Raw genomic sequence first — 21,310 nt, forward strand, 5'->3', positions numbered from 1 at the left:
GACGGCATGCATCTCTTAAGTTGTTTATCAATTTAGTGACCAAGTAGGCTCATATTAATGACACTATAGTCAGCCTTATCTTTAAAATCTCATACGGAATAAGTTATTTTTTATCTTTATACCTTCACATTACAGTCAGGTAACCATGATTGACCACGCTATCTACACGCTCTGTATCACTACTGCGACGGCACTGCTGGCGTATGTGATACTGTGGTCAGGGCTACAAACTTTTAATGCCAATCCCAGCAAGCGTTTTAGGCGTATTTGGCCTAAATTAGCCTTGTATTACGCTGCTTATACTATGCCAATTTGGGCGTTGTTATTGATGGTTAGCTGGGTATTAAATCTGACGCCACTATTTGGTAGCTTATCGGTACTGGCGGTGTCCGGTGCTATGTTAATGATGGCGCTATATTTTTATACAGTTATCGTACAACCCAATCGCTTGCGCTTACAACCTCAAGCGATTGATCTTGGCTTGCAAGCGACGCTCACGGTGGCAGTATTGGCAGATTTACGTATTGGGCTATATAGCGGAAAACCACGCCATATTCGTAAGCTAGTCGCTACTATTAACGCGTTATCAGCAGATGTGGTGCTGATTACTGGCGATTGGCTGTATTATCCGGGTGCTGATTTAGTCGGGCAGTTGATGTTATTTAAAGGGGTGAATAAACCTATTTACACCGTCATGAGCACCTCAGATTTACGCTATCAGTCGGTTAATACCACCAAGCAAGGCCAGCCATTATTGGAAGATACCCTAGCTGCCGCCTTTGATGTGCTTGATATTAGCTATATTGGGCAGCAGTGTTTACCGCTATCCTCCAAATGCGCTTATAAAGAGAATACGCAACTAACCGCTGATGGTTTAAGCAATAGCCAAAATAATGAGGCCGCTGCTGAAGCTAACGCCATGATTATAGCAATGCTTTATGGCTGGCAAGACCTACCGAAGCCGCTGACGAATAATGAGATAATGATTGCACCTAATAAAGAGGCGCTGAGTGTCAAAATTACTAATGCTACGCAGCCGGTGATTATCCTTGCGTCGCGCTTTGATAGTATTATCAATTTACCAAAATTGATACGGCCACGCCCACTTCTGATAGCTGGCGCAGAAAAATCAGCACTGCAAGGCGTATTGACCGGGCAACAGCGCCAAGCTGAGCATCGGATGAACGGTAAGTCTACGGGTTTTACTACCAACAGCTTTAGTAAAAAGCGCGGCTTGTATCAACATGGTAGCGCCCAAATATTTGTCAGTAGTGGCATTGGTACGCGAGGACTGCCGTTTCGGTTGTATCGTCCGACTATCGATGTGTTGACGATTCGTTAAAATATGCCAAAATTTTTTATCAATACTAAGCAATTGAGCTAAAATGATTCCTAGAATATAAGGTTAGTATCGGCTTATTGATAGTAAACTCGTGCCTAATTGATAGTGAGGCAACAAATTAAAATATGCTACAATAGCAGGCATTTGTAACCGTAAATAATACGGGGATTTGATTAAGCGCTTAATTAGTAGTGCTAATTTAAGAGTAATATTGATCGAATAATATTGTTTACGAAAAGAGTTTTTTATAAAAAAGTAACGCACCACTAGCATTAAAATCAAGCAAGGCAATAATTCTTGCATACGACTATCATGACAGCTTTGACAAAAGCTAGGACAACACGGTAAGGCACGGTTATGAGCACAGCATACGACGACATCAAAACCCGACTTCAAGGCTCAATGGTAGCCTTGGTAACGCCCATGCATCCTGACGGCAAGGTCGATTATAAACGTCTGGCAGACCTCATAGACTGGCAAATCGAGCAAGGCACTCATTGCCTCGTCGCTGTAGGTACCACTGGGGAATCGGCTACTTTATCTATGCAAGAGCACAGCGATGTCATTCGCTTTTTTGTGCAGCATGTTAAGGGCCGTGTGCCAGTGATAGCAGGTACGGGTGCCAATAATACCACCGAAGCCATTAAGCTGACGCAAGAAGCGGCTGATGCTGGTGCAGACTGCGCGCTATTGGTTGCTCCTTACTATAACAAGCCGCCACAAGAAGGCTTATATCAGCATTATAAAGCGATTGCTACAGCGGTTGATATGCCGCAAATGCTCTATAATGTACCAGGGCGTACTGTCGTTGATATTGCTCAAGAAACGGTAGAGCGCTTAGCCGATATCGATAATATTGTGGCGATTAAAGATGCTACTGGTTCGGTTGCGCGTGGCGAGCAATTGATTAAAGCGGTCGGTGCGCGAATGGTTGTGTTATCAGGTGATGACGTTACCGCGCTGGAGCTAATGAAAGTGGGCGCCAAAGGTAATATCTCGGTGACAGCTAATGTCGTACCGCAAGCGATGAGTATGACTTTTGCTGCCGCCCTACGTGGTGATTTTGCTGCTGCTAACCATGCACACGATATCATTAAGCATTTACACCGTGATCTATTTATTGAATCAAGTCCCATTCCTGCTAAGTATGCGCTACATAAAATGGGCCTGATAGATACCGGTATTCGTTTGCCACTAGTATGGCTAGCGAAAGAACATCACGCGACCATTGATAGTGCCTTAGTTAAGGCAAATGTTAGGGCAAATTTGCTATAAATGCTCAGCGAAAAACGGTAAGCCAATTAATTACAAGTGATAAGCTACACGTCTGCATAGGCGCTAATTGCTAACTCTGAAAGACAATATAGAGATAATATGATGAAAACATCATTACCCACCATAAAGATGCTTCCCACCTTGCTGACCCTAATTTTGGGCAGTACTTTAGTGTTGAGCGGCTGCCAAACGGCAAAGGGTTGGCTTGGCCAACGTGATAATGGCAGCTTAGAATATCAAGACAGCAAAAAACTTGCGCCACTAGAGCTTCCTGCTGCACAAGAAACAGCGCCATTTGTACCCTTATATCCAACGCCAAATGTAGGAGCAAACACTCTTACATTACAAAACGATTCGGGTAAACAGTATCAGCTTCCTAAGCCTGAGCGTGCGGTTGCTATTACTGCGGCACCTGCTAAATAAATTTTAATCCCCATTCATACCGCTAGTATTTTTTATCATAAACTTGAATATCTTGATCTAAGATAGCTAGTGGTCGCTGCGCGTTTTTATAGTCAACATCAGATGAATTGAATACAAGGAAGGCGAGTGAAAATTGTACCCCTCGTACCTTAATCGCGTCTGACATCGTAGTCAATTATATGGTTTTGACTGTACCACATAAGCTTGAACGAACAGGACCCCATGATGCAAAAACAACAACTGCTATATAAAGGCAAAGCCAAATCCGTCTATGAAACTGACGATAACGATTTTCTGATTTTACACTTCCGTGATGATACCTCAGCTCTTGATGGTAAGCGTATCGAGCAGTTGGCACGTAAGGGTGTGGTTAACAACCGCTTTAACACTTTTATCATGCAAAAATTAGCAGATGCCGGTATTGAAACTCATTTTGAAAAGCAGTTGTCTGCTGATGAAGTGTTGGTCAAGCGCCTAGAGATGATTCCTGTTGAGTGTGTGGTACGTAACTTTGCTGCTGGCAGTTTGGTACGCCGTCTAGGGTTAGAAGAAGGCCAAGTATTGACGCCACCGACTTTTGAATTGTTTTATAAAGACGATGCGCTCGGTGATCCGATGGTTAACGAATCGCTAGCCGTGACTCTCGATTGGGCAACTGAGGCGCAGCTTGCAACCATGCAAGCGCTGACTTATCAAGTGAACGAAATCCTCAAGAAAATTTTTGAAGCTGGCGATTTAATGTTGGTAGACTTTAAGCTAGAGTTTGGCGTTTTCCATGATCGTATCGTTTTAGGTGATGAATTCTCACCAGACGGCTGTCGTATCTGGGATAAAAATACCAAGAAAAAATTAGATAAAGACCGTTTCCGTCAGTCGTTAGGTGACGTCATCGAAGGCTATGAAGAAGTGGCTAAGCGTCTTGGTATACCACTAAGCTAAACTTGTTATAACTGCTATCTTGATAACTTAGAATCTAAATAATAAAAACTGAGCCCTGCGCTCAGTTTTTTTATATAAAAAATTAATAACAGTCATCAATACCTAACTATACTTTTATGCTAAGTTATTTGTAGTAACAATAATGCATATGATAAAAATAAATAGAAAAAGGTCCTACTGATGTCAACGTCTGAATCATCCACTTCCAAAGCTACTTTTTTAGAACCATCATGGTTTGCTCGTCCAACCTGTGTGGTCGCCGCCGACTTAGTGGGCAAAATATTATGCCGACAGCTGACCGATAGCGATGGTGTAATTAAGATCCTGCGTATGCGTATCTCAGAAACTGAGGCCTATATTGGAGAAGGCGATGCCGCTTGTCATGCGCATGCGGGGACACGGACGGCACGCACCAAAATCATGTATCAGCAAGGTGGGGTATTCTATGTTTACCTGACCTACGGTATCCATCATATGCTCAATCTGGTTAGTGGTCCTGCTGAGTCACCTGAGGCAGTGCTGATTCGTGCTGGATTTTTAACGACTGACAGCGATCGTTTGGTAGAAGAACAACAGCTCAGTATCGATAAACAGTTGACCCATCTCAAGCAGTTGGCAGGACCTGGTAAGCTGACCAAGCGCCTACAAATCGATCGCGAGTTATATGGCAAGCTTATCAGTCCAGAATCTAGTGTTTGGGTTGAAGACGACGATTGTCAACCGCCAGTATCACTGCGTCCACGTATCGGTATTGATTATGCGGGTGACGCTAAGGACTGGCTATTACGTTATATATGGACAGATCATCCTTCTTTATCTAAGAAGTAGCACTTATCTAAAGACCGCGCTTATTTAAAAACTAATGGTCACCTATAAAGCAGTGCTTACCTATAAAGGTAGGACATCCTAAAATTTTACTAACGTCATTTTATGAGGTGATTACATGTATAAGCTCACGGTTTTTATTCCTGAAAGTGCCTTAAAGGAAGTTAAAACTGCGTTATTTACTGCCGGAGCCGGTACGATTGGTAATTATGAGCAGTGTTGCTGGCAGGTACAAGGCGTCGGACAGTTTATGCCGCTTGCAGGTAGTACACCGCATATTGGCACACAAGATAATCTTGAAACGGTCAACGAATGGCGAGTTGAGATGGTAGTTGATGAGGCGGTAATCGATAAAGTCATTGCTGCATTGAAGTGTGCTCACCCTTATGAAACCCCGGCGTATGATGTGATAAAGGTACTGGCTTTTTAGTAAAAGTTTTACACATTAGGGCTAAAACTGCACTAGAAGCAGGACCTCACGAAAAAAACAACACATCATAAAAAAAGGTCAAATAAGACCAAGGACGGGCTTATTTGACCACAGGCACCAAGACGTCAACGGCACCAAAATCTCAACTTAGTCGTCTAGACTATCAGTCCTTTTCGTTTTTGATCACGCTAAGGTCTGGATAGCTCAGTTCAATCTCATAGTCTTGTGAGCCACGTTTGGCTTTAATTTCAAAAAAGCCACGATTATTTTTTTCTTTCAGCTCAATGTCTTCAACACGATAGCCCATAGATTTAACTTTATTGATTGCTCGCTGCTTAATAGCAGAGTAACGCGCTTCTTTTTTTATATTATCTTCAATATCATCATTCTTAGAATGGTGGTTATTGTTATTGTATTTACCATTGTTTTTATATTTATCATTACCGTTATGATGGTTGTTATCCTGCCAGACGCTAGACCAGTCTTTTTTACTTGCGCTGATTGGTTTTAACGCTGGATAAGTATACTTGAGCTCATACGGCTGATTGTTCTTTTTGGCATAGACGGTAATCGCCTGATTGCCACGATGGCTATCAGATTTAATATCCATCACATAATAGCCGCTACGACTCAAATCTTGGCGTAGTTGCTGGCTGATACGATCGAAATTACCATCACGATAAACAGGCTGGTTATCGTAGTTTGAGGCCATAGCGGTACAGCCAACTGTAGTGCCTAATAAAGCAACCGCCAAGGCAGAAGACACCGCCGTTCTTAGGGTTGCACGTCGTAAAATTTTGATAATAAAATCTCCTATAATGTTTTACAGTTTAGTATTTCTATTACTCTTTTAAAGCTATGCTGCTGTTATTACTAGGGCTATAAATGAGTTAACCTGATAATGTTTTTCAAGAACAATGATAATTAAATAGCAGGGACAATCAAACGTATGCAGCGGCTCAAACAGTATTTAAAAAGGAAAGTATTCAAATAGAAGGTATTCAAAGAGTAGTGGGGCAAAATCTATCTCGGTCTTATAGATTCGAAATAATTTCTTACATATATAGAGTAAAGGGTAAAACTTGATAAGAGATGTCTTTAGCGTTAACAAGTTGTAAAAAAAGCAAATGCTTACGTAAGAATTCAGGGCTTTTGGTGATAATGGGGTTGCCAATTGGTGGGTTTGTCGCTAACACTAATGAGTTGATAAGGAGTGGCGTCTGAATAAAAATAAAAAAAAGGTACCCTAATGTTATTTAAACTTATTCTATTTTCAGGTTTTTCTGGAGCTACGGTATTTATTGGTGGATTGTTGGCCAATTTATTTGACCACTATATTAAAGACACTCCTATTAAATATCAGATTATCCATACCTTAATGTCATTTGGAGCAGGGATTATCTTATCGGCGCTAGCGCTAGTTTTAGTGCCGAAAGGCATGGAGACCCTCAGTATTTGGGGTGTAATCGGCTCATTTTCATTTGGGGCCGTGCTATTTATGCTCATAGATCGCCAATTGGCTAAGTCTGATAGTCAGCAAGCGACGCTACTGGCGATGATGATGGACTTTGTGCCAGAGTCTATCGCATTAGGCGCAGTATTTGCGATTGAGCCACAAATGGCACTCTTATTGGCAGTGTTTATTGGTCTACAGAACCTGCCAGAATCCTTTAATTCGTTTCGGGACTTGGTAAACAGCGGCTTTAGTGTCAAAAAAACGTTGCTTATCTTTTTTGTTTTGAGCTTTTTTGGCATCATCTCAGCGCTAATGGGGCATTTTTTACTGCGCCAACATCCTAATTTAACAGCCCATCTTATGATATTTGCCAGTGGTGGAATTTTATATCTACTTATTCAAGATATCATTCCTGAAAGCAAGTTAGCTAATAATTATTTGACTCCTCTTGGCGCCACACTTGGGTTTTTGGTAGGAATTGCCGGTGAGATGCTCATTTCAGGCTAATATACGTAGAAAAAACTCATTATATGGCTTTTGTAAGCATATGCTTACAAGCAATGACGCTTACGCGACTTAACAAGAGGGTGATAATTTGACACTATAGTCACACGGCATTAGGGAATGTGACTCAAGGATTGAGTTGACCGCATTAAGGATAATGATTCACGTACCAACGTCAGGATGACAATGGCAAGTGAAGTAAGGACATATAACCTGTGCTGACGGTAGATAATACCAGTAGTTGTTGTAAGTATTGGGCAGGATGCCCAGCTGTCACATTGTACCGAACATCATGCAAGGATGCATTGATTGAGGTCGTGATAGGTAACATGGATAGTTAACAATAAAACCGCATAACAATTAATTGCTATGCGGTTTTATCGTATCTGAGTTTTGTGAAAATATGTCTTGATAAAAAATGGTCTTATATTAAGAAATAACATTATGTATAGTGTATAAAATTCTTCGAAGCATGCTCGTTTTTATTGTTCGCAAGCTTTTGAATAATTTCTCTTATCTCTGGTCAATCGTATTTCTTCATGTACCTATAAAATATTTTAGAACTTCTAAACATTACTCTATAAAAAAGCCGCATCATAATCTGATACGGCTTTTTTATAGAGTTAAAAACTAGGGTAAGTGCTGTTGTAAATGATTATCTATAAGTAGAGTTTGAATTCTATAAGTAGAGTTTGAATTAGTACTTATTTTCGCGACGCCATTCATCCACTTCACGCTCAGCATCATCTTTGGCATGACCATAGCGCTCTTGTACACGTCCAACTAGTTTATCTCGGCTACCTTCAATATGAGTAAGGTCATCATCAGTAAGATCAGCCCATTTTTGTTTTACTGAGCCTTTCAATTGGTTCCATTCACCTTTTAGGGTATGTTCGTTCATCGTTGTATTCCTTATTTTATTTATGATACTTATTTTATATTCAATAGTTTCTAAACTGCTAAGCCATAACAAACAACCAGCCTGTGATATCTAATATAAGCAGCCTTGATTGTGGTGTCTGTATAGGCAATGTTTATAGTGTTATTGAATTATTATAAAGCGGGTATGAATGTTATTCGTAGTCGAGTTGTGTTGTAGGTGGCGTAGGTTTTTGCTGCGATGAGTAACAATCATAGCTGGTTTTTGGAGACATTTAAAAGTAAGGATATGGTTTTTAACCAGTTTGATTATTGTCTCCTGTTATATTGTTTATACCAATGAAGTCAAAATCCACTTTCGGGCTCTCGCCTTGCATTAACAAGCTAATGGCTTGAGCCGAGCCGCAAGCATGCGTCCAACCAAGCGTTCCATGACCAGTGTTGAGCCATAAGTTATCAAAAGTAGCGTCTGTATTATGGCTACCATGACGGACTTGGCCGCAATGGGCGCGACCAATTAAGGGCACATTTGATGGGGTCATAGGACGTAAGCCTGCCCAATACTCGACGGAGTTTGCGATGATACCTTTAGGAAATAGCTGTCGAACGCGATGGGTAATTGCTTCACAGCGCGTGGCGTTTAAATCTAAATTATAACCGTTGAATTCTGCTGTTCCAGCTACCCGCAGCTTATCACCAAGGCGCGACATGACCAGTTTATACTCATCATCGATTAAGCTGATAAAAGGTGCTAAGTGCGGTGCACGCGGATTGACTTTGTAAGTAGCAGAATAGCCTTTAGCTGGGAAGATTGGCAGATGAATATTGAGCGGCTTTACCAACGGCACACTATAGCTGCCTAATGCCAGTACATAACTATCAGCACTAAAGGTTTGCGCGTTTTCGCCCGCTGGTCGAACAGTGATACTGTGCACATGAGGACTGGTAGAATGAGCATCGGTATTTATCGCTAAAATCTTGGTATCGTACATAAACTGCACACCAGCTTCTATACAGCGAGTAGCTAAGCGCTGGGTAAATAGATGCGCGTTGCCAGACTCATCGCGACTGGTATAGGTTGCGCCGATCAGCTTATGAGCAATAGGATAGAGTGCGGGCTCCAAACTGACAGCGTTATTGATGTCAATCAAGTAGCGCTCGCAGCCCAGCTCTTGCATACGCTGGGTTGGTGCTATAGCGGCATCAAATTCAGCTGGGCTAGTATAAAAATGCATGATACCGCGCGTCTGCTGCTCGTACTTGATATCGATATCAGTGCGTAGTTGCTGCAAAGCGTCTCTTGAATACAAGCCTAATTTTACCATTTGCACCAGATTGGCATCGGCCTTGTCTGCGCGGCACTCTTGTAAGAACTGTAGTGCCCACTTCAGCTGCGCTTTGTCAGCCCGCAGACGATAGAGGAGCGGTGCATCCTCTTTGAATAGCCATTTGAGTGCTTTCATAGGTGCTTTAGGGTTTGCCCAAGGCGTAGCGTGTGATACCGATATTTGACCACCATTAGCAAATGAGGTCTGCATTCCCGCTGCAGGCTCCTGCTCAATCACAGTTACATCATAGCCCGCCTGACGAAGATACCATGCGCTGGCCACGCCCACCACCCCTGCTCCGAGTACCGCAATATGTGTCATAGGATTCTCTGCTGTGATTGTTATAGGCCTCTAGTGCTGAACCTAGCTCTAAAATAAATGCTAATCTGTTTGGTGCTTGTATTTACTTGCTAAAGGGCTTGTTGATTAAGTACCTTTTATTTAGGACGGGCAACATCAATTTGTAGAGCAGCGGGTAATTCAAGAATGCTCAAATCGCTCTCTGTTAAATTATCAGGACGTGCCACAACTAGCGCTATAAAACCCTGTGTATCTTGGATGTTTGCCATCGCATTGACTACTTGGATTTTGCCCAGCTTATCACCGGCTGCTGGCACCTCGCCTGACCCTTGTACATAATGAAGAAAAGCTTTGGGTGCTGATTTAAAGTAAATTCGGGCAATGACTTCTTGGCCCAAATAACAGCCTTTATCGTAGTCCATACCGCCGCGTTGATGTAGGCGCAGCTCTTGCGGCTGAAAAACCCCTTGGGTGGTACTCACTATCCAATAGTTACCAGCGGCCAGACTACATTGCATCCACTTCTGAGTACCCTCTAACGTATCATGAGATTCTTTATGGCTAAAAGTGGGCTCATCGTCAAGTACGCAAGGATAAATGGGCGTTGGCGCGCTAGTTTCAAACTTTGAAAAGGCACCATATTTATTTAAATGGGCTTTTAAAGAGTCAGCACAATCAGCACTAATGACCACATCATAATGCTTCTCGGCTTGTTTTTTAATCCAGATCCCAAATTCGATACGACCTTTTAAGTTACCAATCGCTGCGGCCTGATAACTGAGGCCAAGCTTGGTAACATCACAAGTCAGTTGACCCTGTAAAAACTTTTCGGCGTCTTCGCCTGCGACCGTCAATTGTTGAAATTTTGGCATAGAAGATGGGCTCGAAGAATGATTCATAGTTATTATCCTTATTATATGAATTGGGTGACTATTATTTTGAGTGATGGTATAAATTGAATAATGATAATTGTTTTATTAAGGTTCTGTGATATGGAGATAAGCATACAGATAATGCAATGACTAAGCAGAAGAGTAGCACAAAAAACAGACGCATAAAAAGTACATCACTTATCGCAACGATTTAGAATATAAATTAGGTACAGTACTCAGTTGCAACCGAACAGATTGGTTAAAGCAGGTGACTTACGGTACAATGTTAAGTCTAGAATAGACCCAATTTATGACGGCTAACGAGGATATTATGAGCTTACCCAATTGCCCAAAATGCGATGAAAACTATACTTATGAAGACGGTGCGTTATTAGTATGCCCGATGTGTGCTCACGAGTGGACAGCGGCTGAAACTGATTCGGCAGAAGATGGCGCTGAACAAGATAGCGTTATCCGTGATGCGGTTGGCAATGAGCTGCAAGATGGTGATGCGGTTACGGTGATTAAAGACCTAAAAGTGAAAGGCTCATCAATCATCATTAAAGTGGGTACCAAGGCAAAAAGTATTCGTTTGCTGCCTGATGCCTCTGATGGTCATGATATCGACTGTAAACTTGACGGTTTTGGCCCCATGAAGTTGAAGTCCTCGGTGGTTAAAAAGGCTTAATATATTGAACGTAGTAAGAAACTAAACCGTAGTTTTAGTGATAATTCAGTAAAGAGCCTTTAACTTTGTTGTTCTCAGACTCCTAAAATTGCCGCTTTGTCTTTACTAAACGGCATCTTTAATACTTTTCTTCAAAATTAATGATATTAGCTGTCATATAAGACATCAGCCGTTGACGCTTATCTTTTGTAAAAGAAACTGCTTTCAATAAAATAATAGAGAATATTTATGAGCACTAAAAACGAACAGCTTTTTGCGCAAGCTCGCAAACATATCCCTGGTGGCGTGAACTCTCCCGTTCGTGCCTTTGCAGGAGTCGGTGGTACACCTGTCTTTATGCACCGCGCTAACGGCAGCAAAATCTATGATACCGAAGATAATGCCTATATTGATTATGTGGGCTCTTGGGGGCCGATGATTTTGGGTCATGCACATCCAAAAGTCATTGATGCCGTCAAAAAAGCCGCCGATGATGGTTTAAGCTTTGGGACACCAACACCGTTTGAAACCACCGTTGCCGATAAAATATGCGACATCGTTCCTAGTGTTGAGATGATCCGTATGACCAGCTCGGGTACTGAAGCGACTATGAGCGCGATTCGTCTGGCGCGTGGCTATACTCAGCGTGACAAAATCGTTAAGTTCGAAGGCTGCTATCACGGGCATTCAGACAGCTTGTTGGTTAAAGCGGGTTCAGGTATGCTCGATATTGGTGAACCGACCTCAAAAGGCGTGCCCGCTGATTTTGCTAAGCACACGATTACCATCCCTTATAATGATCCGCAAGCGATCAAAGACTGCTTTGAGAAATGGGGTGAGGAAATCGCCTGTGTTATCGTCGAGCCTATCGCCGGTAACATGAACATGGTCATCCCTGAGCAAGCGTTTCATGATACTTTGCGCGAACAATGCACTGAGCATGGTGCGGTCTTGGTATTTGATGAAGTAATGACTGGCTTTCGTGTCGGCCTTGGCGGTGCTCAAGCGCATTTCGGCATTGATCCTGACCTAACCTGTTTCGGTAAAATCATCGGTGCAGGCTTGCCAGTTGGTGCCTTTGGCGGTAAGCGTGAGATTATGTCTTGCATCGCACCACTCGGCGGCGTATATCAAGCAGGCACCTTATCTGGTAACCCTCTAGCAATGCGCGCGGGTATTGCGATGTTTGAAGACTTAACCGTAGATGGTTTTTATGCTGAGCTGTCTGCTAAAGTTGATCACTTAGTTGACGGTATTCAAGCTGCTGCTGATAAGCATGGTATTCACCTGCGTACCAATAAGCTTGGTGGCATGTTTGGTATGTTCTTTGTCAAGGACAGTGCTACTAAGACTCCGCTTGACTTTGATGACGTGACTGAATGCAATATGGATGCTTTTAATACCTTCTTTCACGGCATGCTTGATCGTGGTATTTACCTTGCGCCATCTGCTTATGAAGCAGGTTTTATGTCCATCAAGCATAGCAACGAAGATCTAGAGGTTTCTATAAAAGCGGCTGATGAGGTATTTGCAGAAATGGCAGCCGCGTAAAATAGTCGGTCTTAAATGTGAGATAACAACGCTTAATTTAATAATCAGCATGGGATACTGTGCTGGTTTTTTTAGGGCTAAAATTTGAGGTTATTAAAGATATCTTTAGGACAATTTAAATAGAAAATATTTGATAGATGCATTAATAAATAATAATATTTTGCGTTTTAACCCACTGATAATGAGGTAATAAATTGTGCTATGCTAAAAATTAAAATAACAACTCATAATCGCAATCGGGTAATTAGAATACAAGCAGGGCGAGTGAAAGTTGTATGCCTAGTACCTTAAATGAGTCTGTCACTGTAATCTGGTTATCTGGGTTTGAATATAGCAAGGATGCTAACTTATGAATACGACTTCTGACAACAATGCTCCTAAGGTAACTATTCCGCCACTATGGCAAGCTACTTATGAGCAGTATGGCCTCAAGAATAATTTGGATGTATTAGACGGTAAGCATAATCTTTTAGATTTATTGCAACCAAAGATTGAGCAATATAGCGAGTCTGTCGCTTTTAGCATGGGACCAGCAACCTTAACCTTTGCGCAATTGGATATTGCCAGTCAACGCTTTGCCACCTTTTTACAAGCCCAAAATATAGAAAAGGGCGCGCGTATTGCGGTACAACTACCGAATATATTACAGTATGCAGTGGTGATGCTGGGCTGCCTACGTGCGGGCATGGTGCTGGTCAATGTCAATCCACTTTATACTCATTATGAATTGGCACACCAGCTGAGTGATTCCGAAGCCTGTGGTCTGATTATCCTTGATGGCATGGCATCCGCTTACGAACAATTAGATGATGACGTTAAAGCGCAACTGCAGTGGGTGGTGCATTGCTCAATGAATCCTAGTGCTGAACTCGTTGACAATGATGTTGCGTTATTAGCAAAAATTGATGACTCAAAAAGCCACACAGATATCATGCAAACCTCATCAAAATCATCACCAAATTCTAAGTTGTCACAAAAGAACGTTAGCTTTGCAAGTATTATGAATTTATATCATGCTGAGCAATGTCAACCTGTGACTATTGAGCGTGAAGATTTAGCATTATTACAATATACTGGCGGTACCACTGGCAAACCTAAAGGCGCGATGCTAACCCACTATAATGTCATGGCTAATGTCTGTCAGTGTTATGCGATGTTTGGCGGTGCTATTGAGGCGGGTCGCAGCGAGCAAATTAAAATACTTAATCCTTTACCGCTATATCATATCTTCTCATTTACCGTTTGTGGCCTGCTTGGTATTTATGGCGGCTGGGAAGATATTCTGGTTACCAATCCTCGTGATATCGACGGATTGGTCAACACGATTGAGCAGCAGCGCCCGCACGTCATTCCTTCAGTAAATACGTTATTCACCGGTATGCTTAATCATCCAAAGTTTGCCAGTCTTGATTTTAGTCAGCTGGTGCTGTCTATCGGTGGCGGTACAGCGATTATCAAAGCTATTTCTGATCAATGGCAGCAAGTCACTGGCATGATTATTAATGAAGGTTATGGGATGTCAGAGACCGCGCCAGTTATCTCTTTTAATCCGCCAGGAATGACTGCATTCAATGGCAGCGTCGGCTTACCACTGGCGCTGATGAACATTAAGATAATGGATGATACTGGCGCAGCGTGTGCAATAGGAACGCGTGGCGAAGTAGGCATTAAAGGGCCGCAAGTGATGCGTGGTTATTGGAGACAGGACAATACAGACACTTTTACCGAGGACGGCTACTTCAAATCAGGTGATATCGGTGTCCTTAATGGCGATGGTTTTTTAACCTTAGTAGATCGTAAAAAGGATATGATATTGGTCTCAGGTTTTAATGTTTATCCTAATGAGATCGAGGCAGCGCTCACTGAGCATCCAAAAGTACTCGAGGTGGCAGTGGTCGGTATTGAAGATGCGCACAGCGGTGAAGTGCCCAAAGCTTTTGTGGTCAAAAAAGATCCAAGCTTAACAGAAGAGGAGTTACAAGCTTTTGCTAGCGAGCGTTTGACAGGATACAAGCGTCCACAATCTTATGCGTTTATTGATGAGTTACCAAAAACGGCGGTGGGTAAAATATTACGTAAGTCGCTACGTTAAATAGATACTAAGCTAAATAATCACTATGCAAACAGTTATTGGACTGAAATAATAAAAATACTGCGCTGCGGTTTTAAGTTAGTCTAGTATCTTAAGTTAGCATTTTACAAAAAAGTATTATTGCCTTAAATTCTGAGCCATTTAAACCACTTACTGTTTTAAAGCACTAATTAAGCGACTTATTTCTGCCGTGGCTTATCAAGCTTGCGATCTTTTAAGCTTAAGTTACCGCGTAGCACATCGCCATACATACGAAAATCGCTGGCAAAGCTTTTTAGTGGAAATTTAAACGAGGCTGGTTTGTTTTTTTCAAAGAAAAAGTGCCCGACCCATGCACAAGCATATCCGGCAGCAATACCTTTAATAAGCGGCTTAGGCGAACGAGTTCTAACAGACTTTGCTAGTCCTAATAAGCCAAAACTACTGCCAGCAAAATGCAGACGTCGACAAGCCATATTTTGATGCTCAGCTAAATAAAAGTCATAAAAATTTTGCTTAGCAGATGGGTCTATATTTATGAGATCAGTGCCAGCATTAGTATTTTTGTTGGTTATAATGGCGGCCGTTAACGCTTGGTTGGTAGCAGATTGGTGCATTTTGATAGCGTCCTTTGTTTATTATTCTTGGCTTGTTATAGGTCAGGCGTTTATATGAAAAATATTATTTTTGTTAAATAAAAAGTGATTATTAGCAATCAATACTATAGCGCCCAATAATAGATAACAAGTTGTTATTAATTCTGAATTTGCTGACTTAGAATGTAGCAAACGGCCGTCCCTAATACAAACAACTGAATGTGACCCAGCGTCCGCTTTCCAGTAGCTGTTTGGCCAGGACTATGGTCAACTTGCCAGTGTTTAGCAGAAATGCTTTAATAGCGACATTCGTCTATGGTGCACGCGGCTGGCTGATATTGATAGTATTGCTAGCTACGTCACGTACCCAGGACCTATTTTTATTTAACTATCCATCTTATATGGTAATTACTCTACTTATGCTCAATAACTCTCTTGAAAACCCACCGATCAAAGATGATGAACTGATGGCTGCCATTGATATTGGTTCCAACAGTTTTCATTTAGCCATTGCTCGTCTCGATCATGGTGAGGTGCGGAAAGTAGCGTCAATGTCTGAAAAAGTACAACTGGCTGCTGGATTAGATGAGCATAATATCTTAGGCGCGGCGGCTGAACAACGTGGACTTGAATGCTTGAGCCGGTTTGTAGCGCGTCTAGATTCAGTACCGCCTGAACGTATTCGTATTGTCGCCACTAATGCCTTGCGCCAAGCTAAAAACGCCAATGATTTTATTAAGCGCGCTAATGAAATTCTACCAAAACCTATTGAAGTCATTGCTGGGCGTGAAGAGGCGCGGCTGATCTATTTGGGGGTCTCGCATACCAATGCCAGTAGCGATAGGCGTTTAGTTATTGATATCGGTGGCGGTTCTACGGAGTTTATCATTGGACAAAAGTTTGATCCGCTATTGACTGAAAGTTTACAGATGGGCTGTGTTGCTTTTACTCAGGCATTTTTTGCCGATGGTCAGATTACCGAAAATGCCTTTAACAACGCTATCGCGGCGGCACGCAAAGAAATATTAGCTATCAACGGTCAATATCAAAAAATGGGTTGGAGTAGTGTGGTCGGCTCTAGCGGTACCATTAAAGCGGTACGTAACGTACTGGTATCTAAAGGCTGGGCGGATGAGCAAGAGCGCGTCACCTACAAAGGTGTCAAAAAGTTAGAAAAACTATTGATAAAAATCGGTGACGTCAACGATATTGAGTTGACCGGCGTAAAAGAGCACCGGAAGGCGGTGTTTCCGGCAGGAGTAGCGGTGCTGCGGGCCGCCATGAAAGTGCTGGGTATTGATACCATTACCTACTCTGATGGCGCACTGCGCGAGGGTGTCATGTATGACATGCTGGGACGCTTTGCGAGCGAAGATGTTCGCGACCGTAGTGTATTGGCTTTGATTAAACGGTATTCAGTTGATAAAAAACAAGCCAAACAAGTGGTCAAAACCAGCCGGAAGTTATTTGAGCAAGTACAAAATGAGCTGGGTTTAAATAATGAGGATGCTGATTTACTCAGACGTGCCGCGTTCTTGCATGAAATTGGTCTGGCGATAAGCCACAATAGTTACCATCGACACAGCGCTTATTTGCTCGAATACTCAGATATCCCAGGGTTCTCGCAAGTGGATCAAAAACGTATGGCGCAGTTAATGCTTAATCATCGGCGTAAGCTAAAAGCTGACATGCTGGAACAAGCGTGTATTATCGGTGGTGATCAACTGGTTTATTTATGCTTACTGTTACGGCTTGCCATACTAACCCATCACAGTCGCAGTGAATATAGCGCCCCTACTATGCCATTAAAGGTTACAGATACCAATTGTTGGCAAATTACCGTTGCTGCTGATAATGAACACTATGCCTTCTTATTATCTGATATTTACGCTGAGGTTGAGCAATTTGCCAAGTGGGGCGTTAAGCTCAGCGTGATTGAAGCTTAGTGCTTGAATGGCACTATTACTAGCCAAATAATAGCATTACAAAAGCGCTATTGTCAGTAATGCCATGGCATATGAGATGTGCTACTATGGTTTTTATTGAGTTTACAACTGTACTGTCGTTATACTCAAGCTGATGACTATATATTAATTAATAGCCACTCTTAATTTACAACTATACCTAATTTATAATTACACCTATATAATTACACCTAATAGCCACGTTATATAAAACGACAAAAAGGAAGCGTCTATGAGTACCGTTTGGGATAGCGTTCAGCTGGCAAGACATGCCAAGCGTCCATTATTTATGGACTATGTTAGTCAGCTGTTTACCGAATTTGATGTGTTGCACGGTGATCGTGCTTATGCCGATGATAAAGCAATTATTGGTGGTCTGGCGCGCTTAGACGGCATGCCGGTGATGCTCATTGGTCAACATCGCGGACGTAGCACTCGTGAGCGTATTGCCCACAACTTTGGTATGGCAAATCCTGAAGGTTACCGTAAAGTGATTCGTTTGGTAAAAATGGCGGAGCGCTTTAATATTCCAGTTATGACCTTTGTTGATACCCAAGGTGCCTACCCTGGTATCGGGGCTGAAGAGCGTGGTCAGGCGCAAGCGATAGCAGAGAGCATTGCGGTCTTCTCAAGCCTTAAAGTACCTATTGTTGTGACTATTATCGGTGAAGGTGGTTCAGGTGGGGCGCTGGCTATTGGGGTTGGCGACAAAGTTAATATGCTGCAAAATAGTATCTATTCAGTTATCTCTCCTGAAGGTTGTGCGTCTATTTTGTGGAAAACCGCAGAAAAAGCCCAAGATGCTAGTGAGGCATTAAAGCTAAATGCGATCAACTTGTACCAGATGGGGCTGATTGACGCCATTATCGAAGAAGGTGAGGGCGCCCATATTCACCCACAGCCAGTGATGAATTCTCTTAAAGCGTTACTTATTGAGCAGTTAGATGAGCTCAAAGACCTAGATGCAACAGATCGTTGTGAGCAGCGTTATGAAAAGCTGAAGTCCTTTAATTCAGAAGTCATGCTGCCTTGCTAGTCGATTAGAGCGGGTTCAATGCTCAGGCGTTTCGCATTAAACCCTGGATACTGAAAATTAAACCATGACTGACGTGCTACTTTGTGGCACGTTTTTTTGTAGATAAGATTAATTATGGCCAGTAGTGACAAGAATAAAAGTAATCATAGCAAGACTGATAGTAGCGCGAATAGCAGTGCCATACGCCACTATCCTATCGGGCCTATAGCATTGGAATCGTCGATAGACAAACAGCTTGCTGATGCTTTTTTAGCGAGTATGGCGGAATACCGCGACCAACTATGCGGTCGCCGTATTTGGCTGGCGTGTAGTGGTGGCCGTGATTCATTAGCGCTCGCTACCTTATGTTTACAACTATATCAGCAAGGTAAACTGCCATTTTTACCGCAGCTATTGCATGTTGATCATGGTTTGCAGGCGGATAGTCGTCGCTGGGCAATGCACGTTGCTCAGTGGGCGCAGATGCAGCAGATACCTTGTAACGTCTTACAGGCAAAAGTATTCGGTCATGATGAACAAGCGGCACGGCAAGCGCGTTATCAGGTTATGCTTTCGCATATCAATCAAGAGGATGTTTTAATCTTAGCCCATCATGCCGATGATCAAGCTGAAACCGTATTGATGCGTCTCATTCAGGGGGCAGGGGCTAATGGTCTATCTGGTATGCAGCCGTGGCGCGTACAAACGCAAGACGCCCGCCGCAATATCCTATGGCGACCATGGCTTACGATACGCCGCAAGACTATTAGTGCCTATGCACAGCGTCTACAGCTGCCTTATATTGACGACCCAACCAATGATAGCGGTGATAACGTGCGTAGTGGCCTGCGTCGTGAAGTACTGCCCGCGTTAGCCGTTTACAACGCTAATGTTATTGATAATATCGCTCGTAGTGCGCAGCTGCTAGCTGATGCGCAAGCTACTGTTAGTGCGCAAGCAGCGCAAGATTTGCAGCAGATTGCTATCAATCCGCTAAGCCATCTACCTGCCCAACGCGTGCTCAATATCGACAATCTGCACACTTTACCACTCTACCGACAGCGCCAACTGCTACATTATTGGCTGTCGCAAGATGAACCGCTTCCAACTTCTAAGCAATTAACGGACGATGTGCTACGCTTAACTGAGCGTCAGGATTCTAATCACCAAACTCACCTAGATTGGCAAGGTCGCAGTCAACAGTACCGCATCCGCCGTTACCGTCAGCAATTATATCGACTGAGCCATTCATGGCTTAATTGGTTAGCCTTACCCGTCATTGAGCAAACGCTAAGTCTGTTTATAAACGATGTACCTAACTCACAATTGCCGCAAGCGACCCTTATCACTTTACGCTCAGATAATAATGTTACATGGCAATTAGAGTTTGCACCAAATGCGTTAGTATCGCTATTCAATCATTCAAACTTACTTTCAGCGCCGAATACTTTATGGTCAGATTCAAATAACTTAAGTTTAAGTCACTTGGTAAGCAACAAAAATAAAATCACTCTACGAATGGCGCCACTGGGTCGTCAGCAACGCCTGCAAACTGCCCTTGCTACGCGGCCGCAAGCGGGTAAAAAGCTCACTCAAACGCTAGGTGTACCCGTTTGGCTGCGTGATAGTTTGATGGTGGTTAGCGCTATTTCTTCAGGTAATGAAGTACCGCTATTGTTAGTGTCGCCATTCGATAGCTGGGTGCTAGGGATTGATAAGTCGGTCGCTACTATGACCGCTGACTATGAAGTGCTAAACAGCGCCATCAGCAGTATTCTACAAATACGTGACTGAATAAAACTCATTTTAGCAGTCCTAAAATGCTGCCTTCTTTCTCTTCCTAAAACTTAATAAATCACTGATAACTCAGCACTTTAGCTTGGTTTTTATTTCAACGGTAGCGCCATTAATTTGTTAAACGGTATGAACGTCAGTATGCTAAACTAAGTGTCGTTTTAGATACCATTATGTTGGTTTGAACACCTTTGAATTTTGCCAATAGGGAACACTCATGTCAGTATTAGATAATAAAAAAATTAGTTTTATCGGCGGCGGTAATATGGCGCAAGCTTTGATTAGCGGACTTATTAGCTGCGGCGTCAAGCCTGAACGGATTACCGTCGCAGATCCTAGCGCCGATATTCGTCAACAGGTAGGCGAGCAAGGAATAAACACCGTTGACCCCACCTCTGACCCAAAATCGGCGGTTGTTGACGCTGACGTGGTGGTGCTTGCCGTGAAACCCCAAGTAATGAAACCAGTCGTTAGCGCCTTTACGGACGTTTTAGACAACCAACTGGTGATTTCAGTGGCAGCAGGGTTATCGACTGATCTGTTATCCGATATGCTTGGCGGCTATCGTAATATCGTCCGTGCAATGCCCAATACCCCTGCCATGATTCAAATGGGCGCAACGGGGCTTTATGGTACTGACACCACCACTGAGGCACAAAAACAGCTAGCAACGGCCGTGATGGAAGCCTCAGGTTTGGTAATGTGGGTCGATAATGAAGAACAAATGCATGCGGTGACAGCAGTTTCAGGTTCAGCACCCGCTTATGTCTTTTACTTTATTGAGTCCATGATTGATGGTGCGGTCGCTTTAGGACTGGATAAAGAACAGGCGTCAGCACTGGCCATGCAAACCGTTTTAGGCGCTGCAAAAATGGCGATGGGCAGTGATGATGCGCCAGCTGAGCTACGCCGTAAAGTGACGTCTCCGAATGGTACGACCCAAGCAGCGATCGAGTCACTGCAGGACAATGAGGTTGGTCGTCAGATCGCTGAAGCTATGAAAGCGTGCTCTGACCGTAGCCAAGCACTTAGTGAAGAGATGAAATAAAGCGCTTACAAAATAATGAGTAAAAAATAAC

At 42.9% G+C, this 21,310-nt stretch carries 19 protein-coding genes; 14 read left to right on the forward strand and 5 right to left on the reverse strand.

Annotation, left to right across the window (positions count from 1 at the left end):
• The first annotated feature begins 145 nt into the window (after nucleotides 1–145).
• The 6 genes from AAEY88_RS10125 to AAEY88_RS10150 all read left to right on the forward strand — a co-directional run bounded on the left by AAEY88_RS10125 (nucleotide 146) and on the right by AAEY88_RS10150 (nucleotide 5,234).
• Complete coding sequence (locus tag AAEY88_RS10125; protein WP_350561997.1) at nucleotides 146–1,342, forward strand: hypothetical protein; 1,197 nt, start codon at nucleotides 146–148, stop codon at nucleotides 1,340–1,342.
• 357 nt (nucleotides 1,343–1,699) lie between these two features.
• Entirely contained in the window at nucleotides 1,700–2,617 is a 918-nt protein-coding gene (gene dapA / locus AAEY88_RS10130; RefSeq protein ID WP_350561999.1) for a 4-hydroxy-tetrahydrodipicolinate synthase, read from the forward strand.
• Between the two features lie 99 nt (nucleotides 2,618–2,716).
• Nucleotides 2,717–3,040: a hypothetical protein gene (locus AAEY88_RS10135; RefSeq protein WP_350562001.1), complete on the forward strand. Its 324-nt coding sequence runs from the start codon at nucleotides 2,717–2,719 to the stop codon at nucleotides 3,038–3,040.
• A gap of 225 nt (nucleotides 3,041–3,265) precedes the next feature.
• A complete protein-coding gene (gene purC / locus AAEY88_RS10140) occupies nucleotides 3,266–3,979 on the forward strand; it encodes a phosphoribosylaminoimidazolesuccinocarboxamide synthase (protein ID WP_350562087.1) in 714 nt (237 codons plus the stop codon).
• Between the two features lie 180 nt (nucleotides 3,980–4,159).
• A complete protein-coding gene (locus AAEY88_RS10145; RefSeq protein ID WP_350562003.1) occupies nucleotides 4,160–4,807 on the forward strand; it encodes a DNA-3-methyladenine glycosylase in 648 nt (215 codons plus the stop codon).
• Between the two features lie 115 nt (nucleotides 4,808–4,922).
• Nucleotides 4,923–5,234, forward strand: a complete 312-nt coding sequence (locus AAEY88_RS10150) for an NGG1p interacting factor NIF3 (RefSeq protein WP_350562005.1) — start codon at nucleotides 4,923–4,925, stop codon at nucleotides 5,232–5,234.
• A 163-nt stretch (nucleotides 5,235–5,397) separates the two neighbouring features.
• Here the strand turns inward: AAEY88_RS10150 and AAEY88_RS10155 are convergent, their stop codons facing one another.
• Entirely contained in the window at nucleotides 5,398–6,000 is a 603-nt protein-coding gene (locus AAEY88_RS10155; protein ID WP_350562007.1) for a hypothetical protein, read from the reverse strand.
• 483 nt (nucleotides 6,001–6,483) lie between these two features.
• On the opposite strand from AAEY88_RS10155, the gene AAEY88_RS10160 reads away from it, so the two are divergent.
• Entirely contained in the window at nucleotides 6,484–7,197 is a 714-nt protein-coding gene (locus tag AAEY88_RS10160) for a divalent cation transporter (RefSeq protein ID WP_350562009.1), read from the forward strand.
• A gap of 694 nt (nucleotides 7,198–7,891) precedes the next feature.
• Here AAEY88_RS10160 and AAEY88_RS10165 read toward each other — a convergent pair.
• The 3 genes from AAEY88_RS10165 to AAEY88_RS10175 all read right to left on the reverse strand — a co-directional run bounded on the left by AAEY88_RS10165 (nucleotide 7,892) and on the right by AAEY88_RS10175 (nucleotide 10,600).
• Nucleotides 7,892–8,095 carry a CsbD family protein gene (locus AAEY88_RS10165; RefSeq protein WP_350562011.1) on the reverse strand — a complete coding sequence of 68 codons (204 nt, stop codon included), beginning with the start codon at nucleotides 8,093–8,095 and terminating at the stop codon, nucleotides 7,892–7,894.
• Nucleotides 8,096–8,369: 274 nt separating this feature from the next.
• On the reverse strand, nucleotides 8,370–9,722 hold the full coding sequence (locus tag AAEY88_RS10170; RefSeq protein ID WP_350562013.1) for a D-amino acid dehydrogenase: 1,353 nt from the start codon (nucleotides 9,720–9,722) through the stop codon (nucleotides 8,370–8,372).
• Nucleotides 9,723–9,838: 116 nt separating this feature from the next.
• Nucleotides 9,839–10,600, reverse strand: a complete 762-nt coding sequence (locus tag AAEY88_RS10175) for a folate-binding Fe/S cluster repair protein (RefSeq protein WP_350562015.1) — start codon at nucleotides 10,598–10,600, stop codon at nucleotides 9,839–9,841.
• 304 nt (nucleotides 10,601–10,904) lie between these two features.
• Here AAEY88_RS10175 and AAEY88_RS10180 point away from each other — a divergent pair, with 304 nt between their 5' ends.
• The 3 genes from AAEY88_RS10180 (at nucleotide 10,905) to AAEY88_RS10190 (ending at nucleotide 14,883) form a co-directional block, all read left to right on the forward strand.
• Nucleotides 10,905–11,261, forward strand: a complete 357-nt coding sequence (locus AAEY88_RS10180; RefSeq protein ID WP_350562017.1) for a zinc ribbon domain-containing protein YjdM — start codon at nucleotides 10,905–10,907, stop codon at nucleotides 11,259–11,261.
• 228 nt (nucleotides 11,262–11,489) lie between these two features.
• The gene (hemL, locus tag AAEY88_RS10185; protein ID WP_350562019.1) at nucleotides 11,490–12,791 is read left to right on the forward strand and encodes a glutamate-1-semialdehyde 2,1-aminomutase; all 1,302 of its coding nucleotides are present in this window, start codon (nucleotides 11,490–11,492) and stop codon (nucleotides 12,789–12,791) included.
• 349 nt (nucleotides 12,792–13,140) lie between these two features.
• Nucleotides 13,141–14,883, forward strand: a complete 1,743-nt coding sequence (locus AAEY88_RS10190; RefSeq protein WP_350562021.1) for an AMP-binding protein — start codon at nucleotides 13,141–13,143, stop codon at nucleotides 14,881–14,883.
• Nucleotides 14,884–15,062: 179 nt separating this feature from the next.
• On the opposite strand, the gene AAEY88_RS10195 is transcribed toward AAEY88_RS10190, so the two are convergent.
• Nucleotides 15,063–15,479, reverse strand: coding sequence for a DUF962 domain-containing protein (locus tag AAEY88_RS10195; protein WP_350562023.1), 417 nt, complete (start codon nucleotides 15,477–15,479; stop codon nucleotides 15,063–15,065).
• 398 nt (nucleotides 15,480–15,877) lie between these two features.
• On the opposite strand from AAEY88_RS10195, the gene ppx reads away from it, so the two are divergent.
• The 4 genes from ppx (at nucleotide 15,878) to proC (ending at nucleotide 21,279) form a co-directional block, all read left to right on the forward strand.
• Nucleotides 15,878–17,404 (forward strand): exopolyphosphatase, encoded by a 1,527-nt coding sequence (gene ppx, locus AAEY88_RS10200; protein WP_350562089.1) that lies wholly within the window; start codon nucleotides 15,878–15,880, stop codon nucleotides 17,402–17,404.
• Nucleotides 17,405–17,654: 250 nt separating this feature from the next.
• The gene (locus AAEY88_RS10205; RefSeq protein WP_350562025.1) at nucleotides 17,655–18,458 is read left to right on the forward strand and encodes an acetyl-CoA carboxylase carboxyltransferase subunit alpha; all 804 of its coding nucleotides are present in this window, start codon (nucleotides 17,655–17,657) and stop codon (nucleotides 18,456–18,458) included.
• A 114-nt stretch (nucleotides 18,459–18,572) separates the two neighbouring features.
• The gene (gene tilS, locus AAEY88_RS10210) at nucleotides 18,573–20,231 is read left to right on the forward strand and encodes a tRNA lysidine(34) synthetase TilS (RefSeq protein ID WP_350562027.1); all 1,659 of its coding nucleotides are present in this window, start codon (nucleotides 18,573–18,575) and stop codon (nucleotides 20,229–20,231) included.
• Between the two features lie 217 nt (nucleotides 20,232–20,448).
• Nucleotides 20,449–21,279 (forward strand): pyrroline-5-carboxylate reductase, encoded by an 831-nt coding sequence (proC, locus tag AAEY88_RS10215; RefSeq protein WP_350562029.1) that lies wholly within the window; start codon nucleotides 20,449–20,451, stop codon nucleotides 21,277–21,279.
• The last annotated feature ends 31 nt before the right edge of the window (nucleotides 21,280–21,310 follow it).

The sequence above is a fragment of the Psychrobacter sp. CAL346-MNA-CIBAN-0220 genome, assembly GCF_040309805.1.
In the GTDB taxonomy this organism is placed as follows: Bacteria; Pseudomonadota; Gammaproteobacteria; order Pseudomonadales; family Moraxellaceae; genus Psychrobacter.